A 26,453-nucleotide genomic window follows, 5' to 3' on the forward strand; every position below is an offset into this window, starting at 1 on the left:
GGTCATATTTTCTGATATAAATAACGAAATAATAATGACTTTATCTAACACTTTGGGATGGACGCGACTTTTTGCGAGACCTCTCGGATACATATTTCATAGCAGAGGCGGCGGAAGATGAGACGGGTTGCGCAAAAGGCTTGTGCGCACCCTAACAGGATGTGCTACAAAACGCTTTGGAAAGTTGGAAGAATAGAAGGTTGGGGAAGAGCGAATAGCGGAGAGCTCGACCCGGAGCATCTCAGGCAGAAACTCTGCATCCCGCTCGGATGTGCTGAGAATGTGCTTGCTGGTTTGGAGGAGAAGGGGATTATTGAAGACAACCGCGTGTTTTGATCTTCAACACCGCTCAACATAGGGGAAATCCGCAGAAACACCTACGGGAGCACGGACACCCTAAATTGACACTTATGGGTGCGGTTGGGAAACCGCACTGGATCGTGCTCAAGGTTTTATCTACTTGGTTAACCCCACAGAAAACTCTGGACTTCGCGAAACGCTAACTACAGCATCAGCATGCTCAAGCTGCTCGGCAACCTTGGGTGTACAGGTGATGAACAACATATTGAAGGCTGTGGGTTCCTCAATCTCGAAGACTTCGGCATCCAATCCGTGTGCCCTAATCCATGCCTTAATTTCATCCTTGCGTTTGACAGAATTTGCTTTTAACAATTTATACTTCTCTGCCCGATCAATTCCTGCCAATTCTTTGGAAGATGGCCTATTTACCCTCACCATAAATTGAAGCATGTTCGGGGGTGGAACCGAGTGAATAGTTGCAGTTCTATGTCTTTTTGTTCCCATTTTCTGTAAACCTCGCAAGTCCTGCTCCCACCCTATCTACTGGTGCGTGGAGAGGGAGAGCTATATACTAACCCAAGTTGCTACTAACGGATTTCGCACGCTTCAGAAAGGTTTTTCGTCTTTTTCCACACCCCAGAGGGGTGATATATCTATAGAGAATGGCGTATTTGTGCGATTGCACTCCAGCGGAGTGCTATGTGAATAAAAAGGTCGCAATTTGGGTTATATACTACCAATCGAAAAATAATAGAGGCTTTCTGTTAGGCGTACCGAACAACAAAAAATTTGCTATCTTTTCAAGGAATATCAGCCCCAGCGGGGCGATAGGTGTATAGAGACGCGCGCCTCCTAATCTTTAGCCCCAGAGGGGCGACAGGCGTAGAAATCCACTCATAAAAACAGAAGCAAAAGAATGATGCGAAAATTTACTTGTTAAGCTCCATGCGATGTTCTTCGTATATACTCACCAACAGCGAAATCTATAAGTTCCTGGACATGCCTTTGCTTTATAATAATACCAAGCCCAAGTATTTCTTTGATTCCAATCTGCGGGGTATTCGCTTGTAAGACTTGCAGCTTTGAATCGCGAATCATTGTTTGAGAAACAACACCTAGCAATGAATATCTACCATCCCAAGGAACAAAAACAGGACTCCCACTTGACCCGGGAAATATTTGTGCGTCAATAACAATTTGTCCCTTACCATTAAAGTCAACATCAGGCATTGATGCAATCCACCCTTTTCTAATCAGAGGTAAGTTATTCACAACATCGTAGCGATTGTCTGGATATCCTACAAATATAACATCATTTCCTGGAGTTACTTTTCCATAGTCTATTGGCGTTAGGAAATCGTCATTTAGGAATTTGTAAAAAGCATCTGCCTGTACAGTCCCGTAAGCATTAACACATGCCAAATCAATCTGTGGATCCGGATGTGAAAAATAATGATCTTCAAACCCAATCTGATCAAATTCAATTACATTTCCTAAGTCTGGAGAACCGTCGTCTCTCTGACGATTTAGGCTGACAGTCAACCTCCCTCTTGGATTAAGAAAAACATGTTTGTTTGATATCAACAATCTTAGTGAACGATTTGTCCCATCTTGTATAAGAGCATCATAGAAAAACCCTGTTCCAATGGAGCGCGCATTGGGTATTTCAACGCTAATTCTAGCAGCAACATAAAATATGTGATGCTCAAAAAATGTATTAGTCATTTGAGTTCCTAATTATAAAATTATATCATAAAAATAGATAAAGGTTATGAGGTAGGTTTTAGTTTGTTGCTAACCAGCACCTTCAACTTGAACGTTTTCAATTACTTGTATACCGAGGGTGTTCTTCATGGCTCTGAGCTCTTTAGACAACGAACCCTCAATAGCAAGCCGGGCATCAGCCTCGTAAGTTCCGCCCTCAAGGCTGCGGCAAGCTTTGAGAATCGCCCGATACTTTACACATTGGAAAATGCCGCGCCTGATGTCAGTTTCAGGTGATATATGGGATTTAACCTCTACTGCAATGCGGCATCGCTCACTCTGAAATAAGACATCAGGAATATCACCTGATGGTAACTGATACTCTGTTTTGCCAGGTGCTAATGACTTTTTTAGTCTAACTGCCTCTGGATGATGCGCTATATAGTTTTTGAATGGCTTATGTGCTTCACTCTCACGAGTCCTGCTACGATGATCTTCCGGTTGTTCGAGTCGTGGGTTTAGAGGCTCAGCGGGTGATAATCCGAATGCCTCAAGGACATCTAACCATTTTGGATAGCTGAAAACCTTTCCGAGCACTGCCTCAACAATTGCTTCTTTTTCCCGTGGGTCTGGTTTCCGTCCATAGAGGAAGTTAACACTTTCTCCCGGCATACCTGTCTCTTGATTTACTACAAGCCCTTGTATGGGTGGTACATCCTCTTGCCATCGTTTGCTCAGTTCTAAAGGTGTATCCCCAATACAACCAAGTGGGTGCCTCAGGGCTCGATGATGTAGCCCAAGCTCTTTCCCCAAATTTCCATGGGTAATCCTTTGACTTGCCATAGCTTGTCGTACAAGAATAGGTAATGTAACCCTTGCACGCTTTTGAGATAGGTTATCGCCAGACGGATCTTTCGTAAGTATAGGGCGATTTGTTGACATTTATTCCTCCTATCAAATGGTTAACTCTTAAGCATTAAGAGGTGTTTCGTTCAGTGTTAGAAAAGCTGCTACTTTCCATGAATCCGTTTATGGCACCCACCACACACCGCAGTCAGATCGCTAAGCCGTTCTCTGCCGACGCGTCTGTAAGTTTCGTGATGTACCTGTGTCGCGCGTCTGCCACACTTCCGACATTTATAGCCTGCACGCTTCATAATCGTCCGGCGTTTGGTCTGCCATCGTCTTGATTTTCGATATCTGCGATATGATTTCTTGTTCATTTTCTATCCTCAAAATGGGTTTTAAATTTTCAAGGACACTGTTGCCTTTACTTCTCAAAATTATAGCACATTTGATGAGGATATTCAAGGAAAACCGCGAGTATATACGCTACTCCCACAAGCACCATACAGATGTCGCCCCGCTGGGGCTAAAAATGAGGCAAGAACCCGCTGCTACACAGATACTGCCCCGCTGGGGCTAAGAATACCACACCATCAGAACCTCTTAAAATCCGCGCAATCTGCGTCATCCGCGACAATCCGCGATTCAGACAAAAATACATAGATACCGCCGCTACGGGGTTTTAAGTATAATCCTGCCAATCTTTGAATCCTGTAAATCCGGCTTCAGACAATTCCCAATCTCCACCAACTGATTACCCACCGCTGACTGTTGACCGCCGATAACGGACAATCAATCAAAAACTTGACACCAACCGAAACATCCGATACAATATGCCCATGCCACGAAAAAACAAGATACTCAACACCGGCGACATCGCACCACTATTCACGCTGCCATCACACCAACGCGAGGAAATATCGCTGGAAACGTACCGCGACGCGCAAAACCTTGTCCTAACCTTCTTCCGAGGGACATGGTGACCGAACAGTCGCCGCCAGTTGTCGGCAGTACAAGAAAATGTCGAAGCATACACAGAATACACAGCCACGCCGCTCGCCATCGCGGGACAGTGGCCCCGTGAACTCCGAGGCTACGCCGACAAAAACGGCATCACATTCCCGTTATTGGTGGACAAAACCCGAAGCGTCATCAAAAGTTATGGGGTCTACCACTGGCTGAGTTTAGAAGCTTACAACATCGCGCGTCCCGCAACATTCATCATTGACAAAACTGGGATTATCAGATATATGTATATCGGCACGCATCAATTTGATCTTGTGAAACAGGCGGAAGTCCTCGAATCACTGAAAGAGATTGCAGCACTTTAAAAATGATTTTGATTTCTGATTGAAATATGATATAATTTAAAAAACTTGGGTGTAGATAACGCATCGCTGTTTTCTTGGAATCGCTGGCGAGGTTTCAAACTTCGCCAGCGAGGAATTGTCGCAAATGGACGAAACACATATAGCCTTCATGCAACGCGCGCTGGATTTAGCACGGCAGGCGAAGGGGCGCACGAGTCCCAATCCGCTCGTCGGCGCGGTCATTGTAAAAGATGGAAAGGTTATCGGTGAAGGGTATCACAAGAAAGCGGGAACCGCACATGCAGAAGTCCATGCGCTGAACGCCGCAGGCGGAAACGCCAAAGATGCAACGCTTTACACGAACCTTGAGCCGTGTTGTCATTGGGGAAGGACACCACCCTGCACAGAGGCACTGATTCACGCAGGTATTGCTCACGTCTACATCGCAGAGGTCGATCTGAATCCGAGTGTCGCAGGCAAAGGCGTTCAACAACTTCAAAATGCGGGTATCAACGTCCATGTAGGTGTATGTGCACAAGAAGCATCAGACCTGAACGAGGTGCATCGGAAATACATTCAGACAGGCAAGCCGTTTGTTATCCTCAAAACAGCGATGAGCCTCGACGGAAAAATCGCCACTGCTTCTGGCGAATCGCAATGGATTACATCGGAGGCATCGCGACAGCGCGGACACGAAGTTCGGGACGCGGTGGATGCAATCCTTGTCGGTAGAGGCACAGTCGAACGTGACAATCCATCGCTAACGACACGACTTCACGATAGAAAAGGACAGGACGCGACCCGGATTGTGTTAGATTCACACGGGAGAATTTGCCCGGATGCCCGTATTTTCAATGCCGAAAGTGAGGCAGGCGTTATCATAGCAGCAACGGCAGAGGCACCCCCTGAAAACGTTAACGCTCTCGACAAGGCAGGTGCGGAAGTCATCACTGTTCCAACATCGCACGGGAACAGGGTCTGTTTTGAAAGTTTGATGAAGATACTGGGCAAACGTGAGATAACAAGTGTCCTGATAGAAGGCGGTGGTGAAATCAACGCATCGGCGATCGCTGCAGGGGTTGTGGACAAGGTTATGTGCTTCGTTGCCCCCAAACTCATCGGTGGGCAGAATGCGCCTGGACCGATCGGTGGTGTAGGCATCCGCAGTTTGGCTGACGCAGTAAACCTACGACGAATTAACGTCACACCGATACCTGAGCACGACCTTTTAATTGAAGGATATCTATAACATGTTTACTGGGATCGTTGAGGAGCTCGGAAAGATTCGGAGCATCCAAGTTAAATCTCAAGATGCGACGCTTGAAATTCAGGCGAGCGATGTGCTCAACGATGCGAAAGTCGGGGACAGCATTTCTGTTGACGGTGCCTGCCTCACAATCCGTTTTCTCACATCGGAAGCATTCATTGTCGATGCTTCCGCTGAGACCTTGCGCAGGACAACATTGGGAGAGCGGAAGGTCGGAGACCCCGTTAATTTAGAACGTTCACTCCGACTCAGCGATAGATTAGGTGGACATCTCGTACTGGGACACGTCGATGAGGTAGCAACAATCTGTGGGTGGAAAGACGAAGGCGACGCTTCTTTGATGCAGGTAACGATAAGCAGTGCCACCAAACCTTACATCGCATATAAAGGATCAGTTACCGTCGACGGGGTCAGTTTAACTGTATCAAACCTACACGCAGGTGCCTTTGAAGTTGCATTGATTCCACATACAAAGGACGTGACAACCCTCGGAACGAAACGCACCGGGGCAAAGGTTAACCTTGAGGTTGATATCGTTGCGCGTTATCTTGAAACGCTTCTCAGAAATACCGAGGAAAAGAGGGATTGGACTGACCAACCCTCTACCGAGACTCTTAATTTAAACTTTTTATCGAAACACGGCTATATTAGTTAATGGTTATCAGTTTTCAGTACGGTTTTTCTGCGAAAAAACCTTTCAGTTATCAGTTAAAGAGGTCTGCTGTGGCAGTAACAACATATTTACCTGCCACAAGAGAGTAACTGACGACTGACAACTGATAACTGACGACTCTAAAATGGTAGGCAAGAATGCCAAATAATTTTAACACCATTCCTGAAGCACTCTCTGCAATCCAAAACGGGGAAATGATCATCGTCGTTGATGAACCCGATCGCGAGAACGAAGGCGATCTCATCATGGCGGCTCAAAAGGTAACGGCAGAGACTATCAATTTCATGGCGAGATACGGTAGGGGTTTGATATGCCTACCGACCTGTTCAGAACGCCTTACCGAACTCGAACTCTACCCCATGGTCACGTCGAACACGGCGCAAATGCAGACTGCTTTCACGGTCACCATTGATGCCAAAGAGGTGACGACCGGTATTTCGGCACAGGAACGCGCCTACACGATCCAGAAATTCGTTGACCCTGAAGCCATCCCGTCAGACTTCGTCCGCCCCGGACATATTTTTCCCTTAGAAGCGAAACCGGGCGGTGTACTCCGGCGCGCCGGGCATACCGAAGCCACTGTTGATTTAGCACAGATGGCGGGACTCTATCCCGCGGGTGTCCTCTGTGAGATACTCAATGAAGATGGAAGCATGGCACGCGTCCCTGAGTTAATGGAGTTCGCCGCGCAACATCAACTCAAGATTATCACCATTGCCGACCTCATCGCATACCGCCGTGAGACAGAGACTTTGATTAAACGTGTCGCCACTGCCGACATTCCGACCGCGCACGGTGAGTTCAAACTTTACGCTTACGAAAGCACCGACACAGGTGGTGAAAGCGTTGAAGACGATAGAACACACATCGCACTCACAAAAGGCGACCTTACCGATGCAGCCCCTGTCTTAGTCCGTGTGCACTCGCAATGTCTCACCGGTGATGTTTTCGGCTCTCTCAGATGCGATTGCGGTGAACAACTCGAAATCGCCTTGCAAACCATTGAGAAGGAGGGTAGAGGCGTACTCGTCTATATGCGACAGGAAGGGAGAGGGATGGGACTCAAGGGGAAACTGCGGGCATATCAATTACAAGATAGCGATGGGTTGGACACCGTTGAGGCGAATGAACACCTCGGATTTCCTGCAGATTTGCGAGATTACGGGATCGGCGCGCAGATATTAGCCGACTTAGGTGTCCGAAAGATGCGATTGATGACGAACAATCCACAAAAGGTCACAGGACTGTCTGGACATGGACTTGAAATCGTCGAGCGCGTCCCTTTGCAAACCGAACCGAACGCCTTTAACCGCCGATATTTAGAAACAAAACGTTCTAAACTCGGTCATCTCCTCCTACATGAGGAATAAAGAATGGAGAGTTGACGGTTAACAGTTAACAGTTAAAAAAGGCATTCGGTTCATCAAAATCTCTCTTTAACCGACAACTGACAACTGACAACCGATAACTAATAAAAAACTATGCCAAACGTCTACGAAGGACATCTTCTCGGTGAAGGTCTCAGCTTCGGTATTGTTGTCAGTCGATTCAATAGTTTCGTTACCGAAAAACTCCTCGCTGGCGCGCAAGATGCCCTCAAACGGCACGGTGTCGATCTGGACGAGGTCGATATTTTTTGGACACCTGGTGCTTTTGAGATACCGGGAATCGCTAAACGCCTCGCAGAAAGCGGACGCTACGATGCTGTCATCTGCCTCGGCGCAGTGATCCGAGGTGCGACACCACATTTCGATTACGTCGCAGCCGAGAGTGCGAAGGGAATCGCCAACATATCATCAAGCACCAACATCCCCGTCATTTACGGCGTTATCACCACAGACACAATAGAACAAGCACTCGAACGCGCCGGTATAAAAGCCGGAAACAAAGGGGCTGAAGCTGCCGTTGCTGGCATTGAAACAGTCAACCTTTATAAAGCCGTCGAAAAAGTCATTACATGAGTTATCAGTTATCGGTTTGCCTCGCAGTGAGAGTTGTCAGTCACTCGTGTGTGTAGCATTGACAATCATTCGCAACGCACCCAATGATCTCTTAACTGAAAACTGGTAACTGAAAACTGACAACTATAAAAAAAATGATTGCAATTATAGATTACGAAGCAGGAAACCTTACAAGTGTCGCGCGTGCCTTGACACATCTCGGCTATAAAAACCAGATTACATCCACCGCTGAAACGATACTTACAGCCGACCGCGTTATCTTTCCCGGTGTCGGTGCCGCAAAAGCCACGATGCAAACCTTACACAAACGCGGGTTAAACCAAGTCCTCACAGACTTCTACCGCACCGGCAAACCGATGCTCGGCATCTGCATCGGAATTCAGATCCTCTTTGAACATAGCGAAGAAGAGGATGCCGAATGTCTGGGGCTTCTACGAGGACGTGTAAAGAAATATCCTACGGCTGGTTCAGAAAAACTAAAGGTCCCACAAATCGGTTGGAACGAAGTGTATCAGACAAAACCGCACGCAATCTTCAAAGACGTTCCGAATCCGGCACACTTCTATTTCGTCAATTCCTACTATCCTGAGCCAGAGAAAACGGACGTTGTAATCGGAAAGACGACGTACGGACTTGAGTTCTGTAGTGCGATTGCCCAAGACAACCTCATCGCGACACAGTTCCATCTCGAAAAGAGTGGGCGTGTCGGGCTAAAAATGCTTAATAATTTTCTGAGCCTTTGATTGTCAGTACTCAGTACTCGGTTATCAGTTAAGAGGCACTCTGAATAATCAAATCCTTCTTTAACTGAGTACTGATAACTGAAAACTGAGTACTAAAAAATGCTAACATTCTTTCTCGCACTTTTTGTGCTCCTCATCAACGTCAGCGCGCATCTGTTTCAGATGTCGGAATACTATCCAGCAATAAGCCACTGCTACTACGGGGTGATGATTCTCTCAGTCCTCTACATGAAACCTCGCGGACAGAATGTTTTGTTCGCTATTACGGCAGTAGCCAACTGGATTTATGTCTTCCGCTATCCGAATCAAGTCGAAAGCATCATCATCGCACTTCTCTATCCGTTTGTTGTATTCGGCGTTATCCGCGTCATTCGTCACTTCCACACGCAGCGACTGAGTGGTGCTGAAGAGATAGAGGAGATACACAGTGTCAATGCGAATTTAGAGAAACAGGTACGGGACATCTCGACGCTTTTTGAGGTAAGTAAAGCGGCAAACGCAAATCTTGAGTTAGAGGGATTATTTCAGCGCATCATTGAGATTCTGTCCAAGCGACTCGGCATATATCGCGGGGCTTTACACCTCTACGAAAACGGGGAGGTCATCACTGAGGTCGAAACCGTCTTGGGACTCACACCCGCCGAGATGAAACGGGGCACCGACAATCAGATGGAAGACATTCAGAAACAGGTACTCGCAACAGGTAAAGCGATCGGCGTTCCACAAACTCGGAACCCGCTCAGTTATGTTAAACTCTTTGAATCCGAACGCGTTGAATCCAAAGACAGAATCGCGTTCTGGTGTATCCCGATTGTTGTCGAAGAGAACGTCATCGGTACATTGACGATAGACAAAGCATCCGATGAATTTTCAGCAGAGGACGATCGGAGGCTCTTAACAATTATCGCCTCCACCATTGCACAAGGCGTTAAAATCCAACAGACAATCGACGCATTGGTTGAATCAGAACGGATGGCAACACTCGGAAGACTCGTCCGAACCATCGCACACGAGGTGCGAAACCCACTCGGCAGTATCCGGCTTGGCACACAACTGCTGCAAAGTTCAGACGTGGACGGATTTTCACAAGTTTCCGAAACCCCTTCTGAAAATGTCCAACTCTCTCAAGACGAGATTCAGGAATACACCGCAATCATTATCAAAGAGGTGGACAGGCTGAATCGGTTCATTGAGCAATTGTTGGCTTTCAGCAAACCCGCAATGCGTGCTGCAAAACGGACAGACATCCACCAACTCCTTGATAGCAGCCTCGCGATCTGCCGTCCGGAATTGGAGCATCAAGCCATCACGGTAATCACGCAATACGGCACTTGTCCAGAAGTCAATGTTAACGAAGACGGTATAACGCAGGTCATTCTCAACCTATTTTACAACGCCATTGAAGCGATGGATACAGAAGGAACGTTGACAATTCAGACAGAATATGTGCCAGAGACAGAAGTCGTCCTTATGCGTGTTCAGGATGACGGACCCGGGATTCCACCTGAAGATATACCGATGCTGTTCGATCCGTTTTACACCACCAAACAGAAAGGCACCGGGTTGGGACTCCACATCAGCCAAAGAATTCTTGCTGAACATCGGGGCAGCATTCAAGTTGATGAGAACCTCGAAGTCGGCACAGCGTTTGTCATGTCCCTCCCTGTGTATTAAGGAAAATTAAAAAAATGTCGAATTTTGTGCTTATTGCTGACGACGACGACAGCCTCCGCCAAATACTCGCCGCCACCCTTAAAAAGGCAGGCTATCAGACCCTTACAGCCCGAAACGGCGCGGAGACCTTAGCCTGTGTCAGGGAAGCAAACGTCGATGTCATCCTGCTCGATATTTGGTTAGGCGATGCTAACGGAATCGAACTCATTGAAGATATTCAGCAATATAACAGCACCGCCGCAATTATTATAATCACAGCACACGGAACGACACAGACTGCGATCGACGCGGCGAAACAGCGGGCGTATGGATACCTCACAAAACCCATTGACCAGCGGCAGTTGTTGGACCTCGTATTGCGCGCTGCCGACGCTACCGATCAAACGAGGAACGTCAAAACATCAACAACCTCCATTGATGTCGATGGACAGGGAAGGATGGTTGGACAGAGTCCGGCAATGCAAGAGGTGTACCATAAAATTGGACGCGCAGCTGTCAGCGACGAAACCGTTCTCGTTTTAGGTGAAAGTGGAACCGGTAAAGAGCTCGTCGCCCAATTAATCCACCAAAATAGCCACCGCTCTCATAATCCGTTCATCGTTGTCGATTGTGGCGCGATGCCGTCCAGCCTCATTGAAAGCGCGCTCTTCGGGCACGTCAAAGGCGCGTATACCGATGCACATACCGCAAGGAAAGGTAAATTTCAACAGGCAGACAGCGGTACGATCTTCCTCGACGAAATCGGGGAATTGCCGATTGAGGTTCAGATGAAATTGTTGCGCGTGCTACAAGAGCGAGAAGTTGAACCGATGGGCGGGACCGAGACACACGCTGTCGATGTCAGGATCATCGCTGCAACTAACCGACGGCTTGAAACCGCAATCGCGCAGAAATCCTTCAGGGAAGACCTCTACTATCGGCTTAACGTCATCCCCATCTCTCTCCCACCCCTCCGGGAACGGAAAGAGGATATACCGGAACTCATAGACCTCTTCACACACAGGTTCATTGAAGAATACCAATTGCCTGAAATCGGTATCTCTCCAGAGGTCGTAAAACGTCTCACGGCGCATGAGTGGCCCGGGAACGTGCGTGAATTAGAAAACGCCATTAAGCGGGCACTCGTGATGTGTTCAGGACAAATGCTATTATCTGAACATTTCGATCCGATTCTCGATCAACCGGGTCCCACCAGTGAGTCAGGGAACCTTGACGCACAAATTTATAGCCTACTCCAAGCGCACGTTCAACAGTATATGGACTCCGAAACATCGCCGGACGAACTCTACGCTGAAATCCGGGCGATCTTTGAGAAACCGCTCTTTAAAATCGTGCTTGAGTACACCAATGGAAACCGGAGTAAAGCCTCAGATATTCTCGGCATTAACCGGAATACGCTTCACACAAAACTTATTGAGTACAAACTTGTCTCTTAGGAGTAGTCAGTCATCAGTTAACAGTCGTCAGTTAAGAGATGGTTTAGTTAAATCATATCCCTCCTTAACTGATAACCAACGACTGAAAACTGAAAACTATTAAAAAAATGGATTTAGCAAAAGTTATTGGAACCGTCGTCGCAACTCGAAAAGACCCGACCTTAGAAGGTACGCGTCTCCTCATCGTCCAACCTTTAGATGAGAAATATAACCCCATCTCCGAGCCGCTCGTTGCAGTTGATACACTGCACGACGCAGGCGCGGGCGAAATTGTCTACATCGTCACGGGAGGCGATGCCGTAAGCGTGATACCCGGAAAGCGGATGCCGGTTGATGTCGCTATTGTTGGTATTGTCGATTCTCTTTCACTCGTTGACACGCTGGGTACGTCAACAGAAACACCGTCCGAAACGGGGTCGTGAAAAAATGTACATCGCTAAAGTAATCGGAAAAGCCGTTTCTATCGTTAAACATCCTGCATACGAAAATCGCACACTGCTGCTCATCCAACCGTTGAGCGTCAGATCCGAACTCGTTCGCACCCCAACGATTGCTGTCGATTATGTCGGCGCAGGCGAAGGAGACACGGTGATTGTCGGTGCGGGCCCGGGCGTTGCACAAGAAGTATTCGGTATTGAAGACGCACCTATCCGTGAACTCGTCATGGGGATTGTCGATCGGGTTGATATAACACTCCAGGAGGAAAAACAATGAAGCGCATCACTTTATCTATTTGCTGCCTCATAGCCATCGGCTTACACCTTAGTGCTTGCAGAGTTGCCCAAGTGTTATCCACACAGTACAGCCAAAACATCGCGAGTGCCACTTACGGCACTGAAGCAAATCATCCGGGTATAAACGACGGAAATCTCGAAACGCTGGCAACACTGCCAGCACGAAATGAACGGAACTTCATCGTCAGGTTTGCCGAGATCCATCCCGTCCGAAAGATCGTCATTCACAATGGCAACCTCTTCCGGTTTGAGATGGATTACCTGAACGATGAAACCGGCGAATGGGAAACTTTTGACACAGTCATTCAGCGACGCAATATCGGCGATGAGCGCGCACAAGCCGAGTTTATTTTCGATAGATTGAACTTTCAGACAAAGATGATCCGTGTCCATGTTACTCGAACCGTTGATGATGTCATCGTAAATAAAATACTGGCAGAACCGGGAGACAAAGTCATCGACCAGCGGAAAACCCTCGCAGGCAGATATTTCCCACACTATCGCATCATGCAACCCGCAATCGCCCAAATCCGCGAAATTGAAGTCTATCACCTCGCTGAAAACAATTAGATGCAATCTCCATCAGGGCTATCGGCTTTCAGCAGGAATGGAACCATCAGCGGTCAGGACGGTTTTTCTGCGAAAAACCTTTCAGGTTTGACCAAGAACTCGCGCCTTAGTAAAATTATTTGTAGACGAGTTCTTGGTCAAAGCAAAGAGAAAACCAAGAGGTAAAATTTCTTGAAATATCTTTGCCGATTGCTGATGGCTGATTGCTATTCTTGCTGATGCCTTCTTTTCTTAAATCTTAAAGAAAAGGGAAACAACCTACAACAAATACAATAAACAACGTCCGCTTGATTACAGATTTTTTCAAATTACAATTTGCCAGTCCGATAAATTTAGAACCTTGGAGTTAATTTTTTAATGCAAACCCGCCTCACGAAGACATGCACACGGTTACTCATCATAACACTTTTCCTTTATGCGGGAATAGGCAACCTGCCTATTATGCCCCCAATTGACTCGAAGAACGTCGCCGTAGCGGCACCGATCTCATCAAAGCAACGTCCCCGCGCTGCCGCAAGAAATAGGGCGAAAACCCAAAGAGAGATCGAATTAGTGAATAGCACCTCGCAGGGTGTAACAATTCAGCTCGTCATCCCGAAATCGGATTTTTCGTTTGATAATAAACCTGAACTTTTCAGCAGTACCGAAACAGGAACGGACGCACGGATCCCCGATTTTGAAAGTCCAACCGTCTCTTTCCCCGGGTGCCGCTTCACGACTGAATTAGGGGTGCTGCGTCTTCCCATCCAATCCACGCTCATCGGTGTTCCCGCCGATGTCCATTTTCAACTACGAATTGTTGAAAAGGATTTCAGCACACATAAGGTGGAAGACCTTATGTCTACCTCAAATTTTTCGGTGCAGTCGGACACCACGCGGAAAAAAGATAGTTTCTTACCAGAAAATCTTGTAAAAATCGGAGAAGCAAGTCAGATTCGAGAGAACCACGTCCTACCCGTTCAGCTCAACCCAGTCCAGTACAACCCTATTCGCCGTGAAATAAGGCTTCACCACCGACTTGTGGTAGAAATTCGCTTCAGCAGTACCGGCACACGTGAGCAATCTACCATCCTATCTACAATACCACGCGGTTTACATACCGAATCCACTGTGTACGACGCAATCTTCGATGATATGCTCATTAACCCACAGAGTGCCAATCGGTGGCGTTCTCCTATCCAACGAGCACCCGCCGCCCCGAGTATTTCTCCCACAGGACCGCGTTATAGAATCAGTGTAACCGAATCCGCAATGTACAGCATCACAGCACAGGATCTCGCCGCTGTTGGTGCCAACTTAGAGACTATTACCCCGGCGACGCTGACGTTGACAAACAAAGGAAAACAGATACCGATCTTTGTCCGTGGCGAAGACGACCAAAGTTTCGATCCAACGGATGAAATTATTTTTTACGGTGAACGCCAACACGGGGAAACCAGTTATATTGATCCCTATTCCAATGAGAATATCTACTGGCTCTCTTGGAATACCGGACGAGGGATCCGAATGGTAACGAAAACCCCTCTCGCAAATGCAAACAACGCGCAAACTTACACACACTTCCTCACACGCGCACATTTCGAGAAAGACCAAGAGTTCAGACGCTTCCGTAATGCAAGTCTCACCGAAAACCAAATTTATACAGAATTCAGCCAAGGACTCCAAGAGCGTTTTTTCACGCTGACAGAACTACCACCGCTCCCAAACGACAGTTGGTTCTGGGCACAACTGACCGCGCCAGCGTCAAAACCATTTTCCTTCATGCTGCCCGGTGTCGAAGCAACCGCTCGACCCGCCACAGTCCGTGTCGCTCTTCACGGTAGATCCAATACGGAACATGATTGCAATGTCTGGCTCAACGACAAAATCGAACTCGGAGAAGCACGCTGGAACGGCGAAACCGAATATCAACTTCAGAATCAGGAAATTTTCCAATCCTTTCTCAACAACGGAAAGAACACTATTCGGATTACAAATCCCACAAGCGCAGGAGCACTTATAGACATCCTCATGCTCAATTGGATTCAGATTGATTATTGGCGAAATTTCAACGCAGAAAAAAATGTGCTTCCCTTTGCAATCACCCCGCTTCTGGATGAAATTGGGGCTGTGAATCCAAACTTTGAAGTCCAATTAAAGAACTTCTCTACACCCGACATCGAAATTTACGGTATTGACGGCACCCGTTACGTCGGTTTATCCCCGCTTGTTGACGAGGAGATTCCTGGAACTTATAGAGTCCTGTTTCAATCGAGTCAAATTCGCCCTAAGGCTGTGAACGACCCCACCATCCAATACATCGCACTGACCGGTAACCAATTCCGAAAACCGAAAATCTCAGTAGACGCACCATCTGATTTGCGTAGCATTCAGAACGGGGCAGACTACATCATTATCACACATCATCACTTCCTTCAGGATGTTCAGCCCCTTGCTGACTTCCGCCGTCAACAAGGGATGCGTACCAAAATCGTTGACGTTCAAAACATCTATGACGAATTTAACCACGGTATCCTCAATCCTAAGGCTATCCGTGAATTCCTTAGTTACGCCTACCACAATTGGCAACCACCCGCCCCAACTTACGTCCTTCTCGTCGGCGATACCGACATCAAAAACAAAATCGATTTTGTCCCAACGATGCAGGTGCAAATCCCGGGCTACGGATCCAGCGCGAGTGATCATCAGTTCGTCACATTCCGAGGCACAGACAGTTTTCCAGACATGCTGATCGGAAGAATGCCCGCCAATAACCGCGTTGATGCCCGTATATTCGTTGAGCGCGCTATCAACTATGAAACCGCTCCCAAAGTCGGTCCATGGCACAAACGATTCCTCATGCTCGCAGGTTCGGATATTAGATTCCATTGGCAAACCAATGGACTTATTTCCAATAATCAACTGAGTGGCAGATACGAGATCCAACGTATTTATGCGCCCCATACAGATGACGAACTGACTTTAACAACCGACGATGCCCTCACGCCTATCGGGAGACGCGTCATTGACGGCTTTAACGATGGTGCCAGTATCGTCAACTATATTGGGCACGGCGGCGGTGGTAGATGGGCTTCCAGTCGGATGCTCGACTTTAAAGATCCGGAACAGAACTTAACCAACATCTCGCAACTCCCATTCGTTATCAGTATGACCTGTTACACCGGCTCGTTTGACGGCATCAAAAATAGTCTCGCTGAAGAACTCCTCCGCTCCGAAAACGGCGGTGCCATCGCAGTTTTCGGGGCAACCAGTATTGGACTCTTAGATGGCGACTTCCTACTCAACCTCGAAATTTTTGATGTTATCTTCAACGATCAAACACACAATATCGGTGCTATTGTTGCACAAGCCAAAACCCAATTTCTTATTAACGCCTCCAAATTTCTTGATCTCGCTGAAGTCTTTACCCTTTTCGGTGACCCAGCGACAAATTTAAGAATACCACGCGACGAGATACAGGTCACAGCGGAGATGAGTCCCTTCCAAGGACGAAACGCGTCTCAAGGAGATACACGCCTCTCCGTTTCTGCAACGCTGCCTGAACGTCTCTCCGATGCAGATGTCGAAATTACCCTTGTCCCCATAACTGAAACCGCGGTCGCCAACAATATCGTCCTTGAACAGGAACCTGTTGCCATCGTTAACGGGCAGGTCAACACACAAATACGGGTTCCATCTGATCCCGAATTTGATGTTGGTGCTGTACAAATCTACGCATGGGATGCGGGTGAAGAAGCCATCGGACATGCAACCTACGATATCTTATCCCGATACGTTAAGAACGTCCGCCTTGTTCCCTTTCCCGTTGCATCAAATCAACCGACGCATCTTTACGTAGAAGTAGTCGACAAAAATGCGATTGATGAAATAACTCTGTTTTGGTACGATTGGATCAAGGGAGACAACAAATTTTTCTCTATTCCGGTAGTGCCACATACTGGCACGACCTATAGGAGTGAACGCCCCATCCCCGGGTATCCAGATGCGCAACCGATCGATTATTACTTAGAAGTTAAAGTCAAAACTGGGCGAACGTTCCAAACAGAGACGGTCGCTTACGATGTGGGAGATGTTGAAATTGAAATTGATCTCGCGCTTCTGGCACAAACCTTTACATGGGACACCACACCGCCCTTTACGCTCTCAGCACAAATCCGAAACATAGAAGAACAAACGGTACGAAATATCCCTGTTCAGTTCTTCGTAAAAGCGTTGAAAGGCGAGACAAATACCGCCAGTATAAACACCGCGACGACATCTATACTCGAACAACTGAAGGATGCGACACCAATCGGAAACCTGCAAATAATTCCCGAAATTCTCCCCGGTAACCAAGTTGCCGTGAGCGTCCCGTGGCAACCGCCACCGGGAGACTATCTGGTCACAATCTACGTGGACCCACCATCCGCCGAACTACCGAAGGGGAGTATCATCGAAAAACGTGAAGGGAATAACTGGACATCGAAGCGATTTTCGGGCAACCGTATCATCCTGACACCTGAAACACGCAACCAACCCATTCAGAGTCCAGACGGCATCTTCCAGGTCACGATTCCACCCGATAGTATTCAAACCAGCACCGTTCTGACTTACACCGAAGAAGCCCTTACTATCACAAATCAGCCCGACATTGCGGTGGCAATCCCCGCATCGGCTATCGCGTATCAACTCGGGTTCACCGAACAAACCGAATTAACAGCAAACGCGACCTTCCAAAAAGAGGGAAGCAACGGTGTCTACATCTATCGGCGTGACGAGGATAACGGAAATTGGATTCGGGTCGGTGGGGAAACCGTGGATGAAAAAACTGTCGCTGCAGAGGTTAAATTGCCTGGAACCTTCGCGTTGCTTTCGCATAGCGATACAAGCCCACCTGCTGTTGAATTGACATTCGAGCATCAAGGCTTCGTTGACGGCGATTATGTCTCTGATACACCGACTATCTCAGCACGGATTGAGGATGCAAACGGCATCGACTCGCGCATAGAAAACATAGTACTCACCAAAAACGGCGAAAGTGTGCCGCAAGATGAATATGTGATTGCCGCATCGCCGACCAACAACAATCTGCTTTTAATAACTTATACGCCTGTCTTGGACCCCGGCGAGTACCGCATCCGGTTGCAGGCACAAGACGCAAACGGGAATATATCAGATGCGGAGCGCAATGCGACCGTCGCCGGTGAATTTGAAATTACGAACATCGCCAACTTCCCGAATCCATTTGTGCCGGGAAGCGGCACCCATTTCGCCTATTACCTCACAGAAAGTGCCGATGAGGTCAGCCTAAAAATCTATACCATAACGGGTCGTCGCATCATCGCCATTGACACGCTTGATGCCTCTGTCTCCTACAACGAATTCCACTACGACGGTCGCGATGCAGACGGTGAACCGCTGGCAAACGGGGTCTATCTCTACAAGTTCACTGCCCGCAAAGGGGATAGCCGCAAGCAAAAATTCGGGAAAATCGCCGTGCGAAAATAGTTATCAGTTGTCAGTTGTCAGTCAAAGAGGAGTATTGTGGATTTTACCATAATTACCGACCACCTCCAAAAAGAAACTATTGGATGGCACGGGTGGATTCCCCAACTTCCTGAAGTCGAATACACGGCGAAAACCAAAAAAGAACTTTTGAACACGCTGGCAATCAGACTCCGTGAAGCACTTCAGGCACGTGAGGATGCTTGGGATAAACAGCTTGAAGCGGATATAGAAGCGGGAAAATTGGAGCATCTACGAGAGGACGCACGCCGCGCAAAAAAGGCTGGAAAACTCATTGATCATCCTCGTGCAAACACCAGAACATCATAATGCTGTCCGCTGTATGTAAATTGATTTGTGAGTTGTCCTTCACAGGTGAACCCAGCATCCACTAAAACCTCTGCCTTCTTCTCAGCACCGCTATCGACATAACACTGAACCTTTGTCTCAGGAAATGCCACCGCTGAAAGCAACGTCGGAACAGCATCCGCAAAATTCGGATGAAAAAACAGGTCTAACACCCCAGTCGTAGGTTGCCAACGCGTATCATGACTCACGGTTGCCCAGCCGACGATTGCACCACCCGACGAAATAAGCAACTTCGCATCATTGTAGGCATCTTCAGTTTCCAAGTCATGCTTGAAACTCAGAAAACCACCCTCCATATTCGTGGGACCGTAAACATCCCACTTAAGACTCCGCAGCGTGTCCCATCCGACAATACCCGACAACGCTGTGACTTTCGGCCAATCATGCCATTCAATGGCCTTCGGTGCGGCAGACGTAGGAGCGAAGTAACGTTCTTCAAAATCCGAATTCACAGGATATTTCATAAAACCGGACTCTGGAAATACACTCTCAAATCCGAAACTATGGTAGATGTAATACGGGTGGCTATTGTACCCCGTACCGAGGTAGAGTGCGCGACCGGCGCGCTGTCGAAAATCCTCCATCTGATACGCCATTACCGCTTTACATGCGCCTTTCCGGCGTTGCTCCGGCAACGTAAAGACATGCCCTAAAATGCCAATGCCTTCATGCTCGACCGTCATGATGTTGGTAATCACACATCCATCAAGCTTGCCGACATAAAAACGTGTCTCCAACGCATCAAGCACTTCGGTGACGCATCGCTCAATATGCCACTCCCAGTTTCCACCTTTGTGTCCAAGGAACTGTTTCACCTCTTCGGCATGAGGCTCATCCGGTGCAGTAATCACACCGACTTCCATTTGTTCTCCCGTTTTCAGTCCGACTTCTCCCAATTTATCGTACATAGCCACCTCCATTAGAACTCTTTAGAAAATAAAATTGGCAAATGCCCTGAAAAATATGGTATACTTAAAATGGCTTGATGTCAAGACCCAAATGCTTGGTATTGCAGGCCTTAATATAGGCGTGCTGTGTAGGCGCGCACAAAGGTTAAAATGGAGGGACCATGGAGACAGAACAGACATTGGTTCTAATTAAACCGGACGGTGTTCAACGTGGACTCATTGGTGAAGTCATCTCTCGCTACGAACACAAGGGGCTCAAAATCGTTGGGATGAAACTACTACAGTTCCCGCGCGATACGGCAGAAACACTCTACGCCATCCATCAGGAAAAACCCTTTTACGATGTACTTATCGAATTCATAATCTCGGCACCTATTGTCGCCTTAGCTATTGAAGGACGGGGCGCAATAGAATTAGTACGTATCCTCAACGGAGAGACCGACCCAAAGGAATCACAACCGGGAACCATCCGAGGCGATTTCTCAATTAACATAACGCACAACATTGTACACGCATCGGACTCTCTACAGAGTGCCCACCGCGAATTAGAGATAGTGTTCGCACCTGAAGAACGCTACAAGTATCACCGAATGGATGAAGCAATCCTACATCCGCCGGTGGTGTAACATATACGCAGCCAACTGCGTTTTTATTTCGGACGCACAATTACTCAAAATTTTGTTCGAGTATTTTTGTGCAAAAGTATGAAAAACAACTGGAGGTTAAAAATAAGTGAAAATTATTAACGTATGCGCGTTAATCATCATGCTTACCCTCGGACTCGCATTTAGTGTCTACGCCGGTAAAGCCGACTGCGAAAATTTGGATGGTAAAGGCGCGAAACCGGTCAAAGAGGTCGGTAAAGAAGCTGATGCTACTCAGAACGACTATGATGAGGTCGTCGAAGAGGATGATAGGAAAGGTGTCACCTATCTCTCCTTTATCGGTGGTAGCCAACCGAAACCAAATGCTTGTGGACTTTCCCCTAAGAACCCTGAAGCCGAATGGACAGGCTGGGGTGGACCCATAGATACAGACAACGCCACAATCGGTGAAGGTGCCGGCACCCGAAACGAAATCGTCATCGGCGGTATCTACTTTGAACGTGGAATCGGAAGCCACTCCGTTGCCACGGTCGTTTACGATTTAACAGGCGACAATTACCTTAAATTTGAAGGTTACGTCGGTATGTCAGACGAAAAAGATCCAGCTGAGTGTGGACACGGCGGCAGCGGTGATTTCGTCTTCACTATTGATGGAAAACAGGCTTTCAAATCTGAGAAGCTTCTCGGTACCGATGGCGGAAAAAACGTTGATGCTGTTAAAGTGGAAATTGACATTCCTGCCAACGCCAAGGAACTTGAAATTGTCATGGGTGATGGCGGCGACGGTGCCGGATGTGACCACTCCGCAATTGGCGATGCCAAACTCCTCAACGCCCAAGCACTCGCTGTTGAACCTGCTAACAAACTACCTACAATCTGGGGACATTTGAAAGATAGTTATTAGACGTTGAGAATCTTTTAAAGTTTTAAAACCTGGTTTAGAAAAGGCACATTGTGTACAAACACAGAAGGCTTCGTCTAAATCAGGTTTTTTCTTGCAATTTTATGTCATATATTTTACTATAAACTATATTTAGAAATGAATCCTAACGCCGTAGCGCGCTTTGCAAGTACGCTCACGGTCAATATTAGAAGGAAAAAACTATGAAAAAAGTTCTATTAACGCTCGGTATAGTATGTTTCAGCCTCATCGCTGTTAATGTCAGCACCGCCGAGATTGACCTTGAAACAGCAGTCGGTATATGGTTATTCGACGAAGGCAAAGGTGGTGTCGCTGCTGATCTTTCTTCCGAAGGAAATGAGGGAGAACTCGTCAAATCTCCTGCATGGGTAGATGGCAAATTCGGCAAGGCACTCGAATTTGATGGAAAAGCGAGTTGTGTCTCGACTGGGCAGAAACTCCTTGATAATCTTGAAGAATTTACTATTCTCACTTGGGTAAAAACCACAAGTGCCCCTGCAAACCGGACTGGACTCGTCGGACAGAACGATTCTCCGGAGTTCGGTTTTATTGATGCCAATTCTATCAACCTCTGGACACCCACGGCTGGTGGAACAACCAATCCTTGGAAATTCAAACACGGTGATGGTAAATGGCACCACGTCGGATGTGTCGCTACGACGGAATACGTCCACGTTTATATTGATGGTGAGTATATCGAGAAGAAGGGTGGCTGGGCAAATCACGGCACATCTGCCTTTAACGTCAATATTGGTGGGTGTGGTGTCTGGGATCCAGCTGGAAACTTCTTCCCAGGCGCGATGGACGAAGTCGCCATTTTCCACTCGGCACTGGAACAAGCAGACGTTCAGGAACTGATGGAAAAAGGATTTAGTGCATATCTTGCAGTCGATCCGAGAGACAAACTCGGTACGACCTGGGGGCATATTAAATCAACGCACCATTTCAAATAGGAACCCCATCTTTTCCAACGCTCGTAGACGTACTGTGTTATAGTAACAGGACTTACGCCTCCGTTGCTGGCGAGGTTTAAAACCTCGCCAGCGGCGCGTGGAATGTCCGTAGTTATCAGAAAATTGCGTAAGTCCTAAGTAAATTCTGTAGTGCGTCTATGAGTAACCTTCCGGTTGACGTTCCTACTCGTCACACATACCGGCACCTCTACTTTGATTCACGCAGTTCCCTGAGTTTGTCTAACGCAACCTTATTTCTCGGTTCTAATTCTAAAACCCGTTCAAAGGCACCAATCGCCTCGGGGATATTTCCAAGTTCCTGATAAGCAACACCTAAAGCACCATAAGCGCGAACGTGCCTCGCCTCAATTGAGATAACTTTTTTAAACAGTGAGACGGCTTCGAGATAGTCCTCTTTCATCAGAGCAATTAAGCCGAGTCTATAAACGGCTTGGGCATCTGTTGCATCATGGGTGATGACCTGTTTGTAGTGTGGCTCGGCTGCTGCATAACGCTGTTTTTTCCAATAGGCACCGGCAAGATCGCGATGCACGGACAGCTTAGATGGCACGAGTTCAAGTGCCTTCTGATAATGCTGAATCGCCTCTCCAAGTTGTCCCGTGTTCTCATACACCGTCGCAAGATTTGCGTGTACATTTGAGAAAAAAGTGTCGTAATCCGAAGGGTTCAACTGTCCGTGAGATTTGCTATCTGTTTTATTTTTTTTAAACTGAAGAACCATTCGACACGCACGGATCGCTGCAGCCGTCTGTCCGATTTCATAATAGATCTGTCCTATATAGTTATAAGCTTGTGCTTTCAAGTAGGTTATCTCGTCTATACTTCTCTCCTTCTGAACCTCTATATCCTTATCGAGTAGCGAGAGGAGACGTTCTAATACGGCTAAGGCTTCGTGGTGTTGTGCCGTATAGAGCAGTGAAACGGCATAGTCGAACCAGACCTTTATATCTTTCTGTGTGTCTGATATAAGCGGTTCAAATTCAGCAACAGCCCTCGCGTAATTGCCTTCTGACATATAACGCCTACCACGTTCCGCATACAGCGGCGCAGTAACGCCCGCTTGAAGCACGTCCCACCATAAAGGATCTACTAATTCGTTGTATTCACTGGGAAGTCGCGCTGGCTGCGCGTGCTGCTTTGCTGCCTGTTTATCCCCGAGGACGATAGCAATTTGCGCCATTAGGGCATGTGCTTCACTTTGTCTCGGATTCAAGCGGAGTGCGTTCTCTAAATGCGTCCGAGCAAGTTTCATCTGCTGCTTCGCGAGCGCAATTTCGCCGAGCCAGAGTTCAGAAAATGGATTGTCCGGTTGAAAGTGTTTCGCTCGCTCCAAATGGTGTCGTGCTTCATCAAGTCTCCCTAAAATGCGGAGCGCGGAAGCGAGATAGAGATGCGCGGGCGCATATCCGGGTCTCAACGCAAGCGCACGGGTAAGATATTTCACAGCATCTTCAGGTTGACGCTGCTTCGTCAAACGTCCAAGAAAGTAGAGCCATCCGAATTCATCGGGCGCGAGTATACTCGCTTGGCGATAACACGGTATCGCTGGTATTTCCCATCCGTGGCTGAGATAGACGTGTCCCAATTGCCCCCAGACATCGGCATCGTCCGGAGAAGCCCGAACCTTTGCTTGTGCCTCCTCAATCGCCTCCAAAAGCAATTTTTCCTCAACCAAGTCGAGATCAGCAGGTTGGGGAATAGTCGTCAGTACGGATTTTTTTTCAAAAAATCCTTTCAGTTGTCGGTTTTGACCAACAACTCGCGCTTTAGCAAAAGTATCGGTAGACGAGTTGTTGGTCAAAGTAAAAAGAAGTTTTTCGTCTGCGAGTATCTTCTTTAACTGACTGTTGACCGCTGATTGCGGCCTGCTAATTTCACTAACCGCAAAAATAGGAACACTCATCAGTATGAAAAGAAAAAGCCAATTATGTGAGAGGGCAATGATGTAGGAGGGAATTCTGATTCCCGTCCCAGTTATCTTCAAAAGTCTTTTCTTCAAAAAGACACCCCCTTCCCCTGATGAACTGTCACACGCTGATCGGCAGATGCCCCCGGAAATTTCTCACGACTTCCATCGGGCCAGTGCACCTCAATCGCCTGAACAGCATCGATTGGGCCCAACCCGAAATGTACGCTCGGTTCACTGCTACTGAGATAACTGGTTCCGGGTAGCACATAACCCGTCAACGCGCGCGACGGAGTTCGGAGCGTTACCTGTGCACCGAGTGCATCGCGATTTTGGGTAATAGCTCGCACGAAAAGCCAATGATGTTGCGGTGGAGGCACGTCGTTTCGGAAAAAGCGGAGCCGATTGTCGAGACCACTCACCACTATATCAATATCGCCATCCGTATCCATATCACCAAAAGCCATTCCACGGCTCACCTCAACCCACTTCGCAAAATCAGGCGCACGCGAACTCACATCGGTGAAATGGACTGTGGGCAAGAAAGGCTCTCGGCTCTCGGTTCTCGGCAAAGAGTCTTCTCTTGGCTGACTGCCGATGGCTGACTGCCGACTGCTATCTTGCTGGCTGCCGATGGCTGACGGCTGATCGCCATTTTGAAAGAGGAGATTCGGTTCAGCGTAGAAGTTCCAGAACTCACCAACGTCCGCACCCTCAAGGACAGCACCGCGCTTTACTCGACCATTGACGAGCGCGATGTCGAGATCAGTATCGTTGTCAAAATCCAAGAAACCGCACCCGAAACCTGTAAAAGGAAGGTCGCGACCAGCAAACCCTGCTACCTCGGTCATATCACCAAACACCTGGTAGGAGGGAACTCCGATTCCCGACGCAACATAAAGCGTATTCGTCTCACCTGACAAATGGGTCACAAACATGTCCGGACGCATATCACTGTTGACATCGCCGACAGCGATGCCCATGCTACCTTCAGGTTGCCCGTAAGCGTTGAACGCAAGTCCGTGCAGTATGGCTTCCTCGGCAAAAGTGCCATCCGTCTGGTTTACCCATAACTGGTTGGCTTCCCCATCATTCGCGACATAAAAATCCGCCCAACCATCGGCGGTTAGATCGAGGCACACAACGCCAAGCCCTCTGCCGGGCATTGCGGCGATCCCCGTTTGGCGCGTTACATCTGTGAAAGTGCCATCGCCGTTGTTTCGGAATAATCGATCACCTGCAGGCTCGAAGACTTGGGGATTACAGTAATCCGGGGCACTATGTTTCCCACGACACACCATCTCTGGATCAAATTGAACGTAGTTCACAACATAGAGGTCGAGGTATCCGTCCCTATTGTAATCGCCAAAAGTTGCGGAGGTTCCCCACGCTTCATTTGAGAGTCCAGCATCTTCCAAAGCAAAGGTCCCATCCCCGTTGTTCCGATAGAAAGCATCAGTACCGTAGTTTGTTACATAGACATCCACATCACCATCGTTATCCACATCACCGATTGCGACACCTTGTCCATATCCGTCGTGTCCAATGCCAGTCGCTTCGGTAACATCAACAAACGTTCCGTCAGATTGTTGCCGAAAAAGCCGATTCGGGGCGGGGATATCCTCACCCGGCGGCGGAAATCGGATATGTAAGACATCAAGCGCGGCATCATTATCGTAATCAAATAGGGCAACACCACTCCCGATTACCTCCGGCAAGGCATAAGTCCCTGCGCGCCTGTAGGGGTTGGGTGACCTGTAAGGGCTGGGTGACCCAGCCCCTACAGCTCCGAGCGCGGAGGTCACTTCCGTGAATAACGGCGCATCCGTTTCCGCTTGTGCCATCCACAAACACTGCATAATAATGATAAATGTCGCGGCATACAGTTGTAAGGGCTGGGTGACCCAGCCCCTACACATTTCATCGGCTCGGTAAGTGTGCGTTGGAAAGAGCAGGAGGATACGCGGCTTTTCCAAAGGTTGATGCTGCATGTGGAACCTCCTGCTTCATTATGGGGACGGTTATCAGTTTTCAGTTAAAGAGGTTCTCGTTTAACAGAGGCTTCTT

At 47.9% G+C, this 26,453-nt stretch carries 24 protein-coding genes; 17 read left to right on the forward strand and 7 right to left on the reverse strand.

The window, feature by feature from the left end:
• Window positions 1-117 precede the first annotated feature (117 nt).
• Window positions 118-336: a hypothetical protein gene (locus OXH39_02560; protein MCY3549314.1), complete on the forward strand. Its 219-nt coding sequence runs from the start codon at window positions 118-120 to the stop codon at window positions 334-336.
• Between the two features lie 120 nt (window positions 337-456).
• Here the strand turns inward: OXH39_02560 and OXH39_02565 are convergent, their stop codons facing one another.
• From OXH39_02565 to OXH39_02580, 4 genes are all read right to left on the reverse strand, one after another.
• Window positions 457-672, reverse strand: coding sequence for a hypothetical protein (locus OXH39_02565; GenBank protein MCY3549315.1), 216 nt, complete (start codon window positions 670-672; stop codon window positions 457-459).
• Window positions 673-1,236: 564 nt separating this feature from the next.
• A complete protein-coding gene (locus tag OXH39_02570) occupies window positions 1,237-2,025 on the reverse strand; it encodes a serine protease (GenBank protein MCY3549316.1) in 789 nt (262 codons plus the stop codon).
• A gap of 69 nt (window positions 2,026-2,094) precedes the next feature.
• Window positions 2,095-2,946, reverse strand: coding sequence for a hypothetical protein (locus OXH39_02575; protein ID MCY3549317.1), 852 nt, complete (start codon window positions 2,944-2,946; stop codon window positions 2,095-2,097).
• 68 nt (window positions 2,947-3,014) lie between these two features.
• On the reverse strand, window positions 3,015-3,227 hold the full coding sequence (locus OXH39_02580; protein ID MCY3549318.1) for a hypothetical protein: 213 nt from the start codon (window positions 3,225-3,227) through the stop codon (window positions 3,015-3,017).
• A gap of 462 nt (window positions 3,228-3,689) precedes the next feature.
• On the opposite strand from OXH39_02580, the gene OXH39_02585 reads away from it, so the two are divergent.
• The 13 genes from OXH39_02585 to OXH39_02645 all read left to right on the forward strand — a co-directional run bounded on the left by OXH39_02585 (window position 3,690) and on the right by OXH39_02645 (window position 19,032).
• Window positions 3,690-4,181 (forward strand): peroxiredoxin family protein, encoded by a 492-nt coding sequence (locus OXH39_02585; GenBank protein MCY3549319.1) that lies wholly within the window; start codon window positions 3,690-3,692, stop codon window positions 4,179-4,181.
• Window positions 4,182-4,305: 124 nt separating this feature from the next.
• The gene (gene ribD, locus OXH39_02590; protein MCY3549320.1) at window positions 4,306-5,409 is read left to right on the forward strand and encodes a bifunctional diaminohydroxyphosphoribosylaminopyrimidine deaminase/5-amino-6-(5-phosphoribosylamino)uracil reductase RibD; all 1,104 of its coding nucleotides are present in this window, start codon (window positions 4,306-4,308) and stop codon (window positions 5,407-5,409) included.
• 1 nt (window position 5,410) lies between these two features.
• Window positions 5,411-6,082, forward strand: a complete 672-nt coding sequence (locus OXH39_02595; protein MCY3549321.1) for a riboflavin synthase — start codon at window positions 5,411-5,413, stop codon at window positions 6,080-6,082.
• A gap of 155 nt (window positions 6,083-6,237) precedes the next feature.
• On the forward strand, window positions 6,238-7,470 hold the full coding sequence (locus OXH39_02600; GenBank protein ID MCY3549322.1) for a bifunctional 3,4-dihydroxy-2-butanone-4-phosphate synthase/GTP cyclohydrolase II: 1,233 nt from the start codon (window positions 6,238-6,240) through the stop codon (window positions 7,468-7,470).
• A gap of 111 nt (window positions 7,471-7,581) precedes the next feature.
• The gene (gene ribE, locus OXH39_02605; GenBank protein ID MCY3549323.1) at window positions 7,582-8,061 is read left to right on the forward strand and encodes a 6,7-dimethyl-8-ribityllumazine synthase; all 480 of its coding nucleotides are present in this window, start codon (window positions 7,582-7,584) and stop codon (window positions 8,059-8,061) included.
• A 134-nt stretch (window positions 8,062-8,195) separates the two neighbouring features.
• Window positions 8,196-8,804 (forward strand): imidazole glycerol phosphate synthase subunit HisH, encoded by a 609-nt coding sequence (gene hisH / locus OXH39_02610; protein MCY3549324.1) that lies wholly within the window; start codon window positions 8,196-8,198, stop codon window positions 8,802-8,804.
• Window positions 8,805-8,903: 99 nt separating this feature from the next.
• The gene (locus OXH39_02615; protein ID MCY3549325.1) at window positions 8,904-10,478 is read left to right on the forward strand and encodes an ATP-binding protein; all 1,575 of its coding nucleotides are present in this window, start codon (window positions 8,904-8,906) and stop codon (window positions 10,476-10,478) included.
• 14 nt (window positions 10,479-10,492) lie between these two features.
• The gene (locus OXH39_02620; protein MCY3549326.1) at window positions 10,493-11,914 is read left to right on the forward strand and encodes a sigma-54 dependent transcriptional regulator; all 1,422 of its coding nucleotides are present in this window, start codon (window positions 10,493-10,495) and stop codon (window positions 11,912-11,914) included.
• Window positions 11,915-12,021: 107 nt separating this feature from the next.
• Window positions 12,022-12,336 (forward strand): EutN/CcmL family microcompartment protein, encoded by a 315-nt coding sequence (locus tag OXH39_02625; protein ID MCY3549327.1) that lies wholly within the window; start codon window positions 12,022-12,024, stop codon window positions 12,334-12,336.
• Window positions 12,337-12,340: 4 nt separating this feature from the next.
• Window positions 12,341-12,628 carry a EutN/CcmL family microcompartment protein gene (locus OXH39_02630; GenBank protein ID MCY3549328.1) on the forward strand — a complete coding sequence of 96 codons (288 nt, stop codon included), beginning with the start codon at window positions 12,341-12,343 and terminating at the stop codon, window positions 12,626-12,628.
• Complete coding sequence (locus OXH39_02635; GenBank protein ID MCY3549329.1) at window positions 12,625-13,218, forward strand: hypothetical protein; 594 nt, start codon at window positions 12,625-12,627, stop codon at window positions 13,216-13,218. Before OXH39_02630 ends, OXH39_02635 begins: the two co-directional genes overlap by 4 nt.
• Window positions 13,219-13,575: 357 nt before the next feature.
• Window positions 13,576-18,705 (forward strand): C25 family cysteine peptidase, encoded by a 5,130-nt coding sequence (locus tag OXH39_02640; protein ID MCY3549330.1) that lies wholly within the window; start codon window positions 13,576-13,578, stop codon window positions 18,703-18,705.
• Window positions 18,706-18,741: 36 nt separating this feature from the next.
• A complete protein-coding gene (locus OXH39_02645) occupies window positions 18,742-19,032 on the forward strand; it encodes a hypothetical protein (GenBank protein ID MCY3549331.1) in 291 nt (96 codons plus the stop codon).
• Here OXH39_02645 and OXH39_02650 read toward each other — a convergent pair.
• Entirely contained in the window at window positions 19,002-19,979 is a 978-nt protein-coding gene (locus tag OXH39_02650) for a GNAT family N-acetyltransferase (GenBank protein ID MCY3549332.1), read from the reverse strand. The two genes, OXH39_02645 and OXH39_02650, sit on opposite strands and share 31 nt — an antisense overlap.
• 161 nt (window positions 19,980-20,140) lie before the next feature.
• Between OXH39_02650 and ndk the strand changes: the two genes are divergently transcribed.
• The 3 genes from ndk (at window position 20,141) to OXH39_02665 (ending at window position 22,459) form a co-directional block, all read left to right on the forward strand.
• On the forward strand, window positions 20,141-20,605 hold the full coding sequence (gene ndk, locus OXH39_02655; GenBank protein ID MCY3549333.1) for a nucleoside-diphosphate kinase: 465 nt from the start codon (window positions 20,141-20,143) through the stop codon (window positions 20,603-20,605).
• Window positions 20,606-20,711: 106 nt separating this feature from the next.
• Entirely contained in the window at window positions 20,712-21,488 is a 777-nt protein-coding gene (locus OXH39_02660; protein ID MCY3549334.1) for an NPCBM/NEW2 domain-containing protein, read from the forward strand.
• Window positions 21,489-21,688: 200 nt separating this feature from the next.
• Entirely contained in the window at window positions 21,689-22,459 is a 771-nt protein-coding gene (locus tag OXH39_02665) for a LamG domain-containing protein (GenBank protein ID MCY3549335.1), read from the forward strand.
• Window positions 22,460-22,667: 208 nt separating this feature from the next.
• On the opposite strand, the gene OXH39_02670 is transcribed toward OXH39_02665, so the two are convergent.
• Complete coding sequence (locus OXH39_02670) at window positions 22,668-24,479, reverse strand: tetratricopeptide repeat protein (protein ID MCY3549336.1); 1,812 nt, start codon at window positions 24,477-24,479, stop codon at window positions 22,668-22,670.
• The gene (locus tag OXH39_02675) at window positions 24,476-26,377 is read right to left on the reverse strand and encodes a CRTAC1 family protein (protein MCY3549337.1); all 1,902 of its coding nucleotides are present in this window, start codon (window positions 26,375-26,377) and stop codon (window positions 24,476-24,478) included. The genes OXH39_02670 and OXH39_02675 overlap by 4 nt, the downstream gene beginning before the upstream one ends.
• Window positions 26,378-26,453 lie beyond the last annotated feature (76 nt).

The sequence above is a fragment of the Candidatus Poribacteria bacterium genome, assembly GCA_026702755.1.
Taxonomy (GTDB): Bacteria; Poribacteria; WGA-4E; order WGA-4E; family WGA-3G; genus WGA-3G.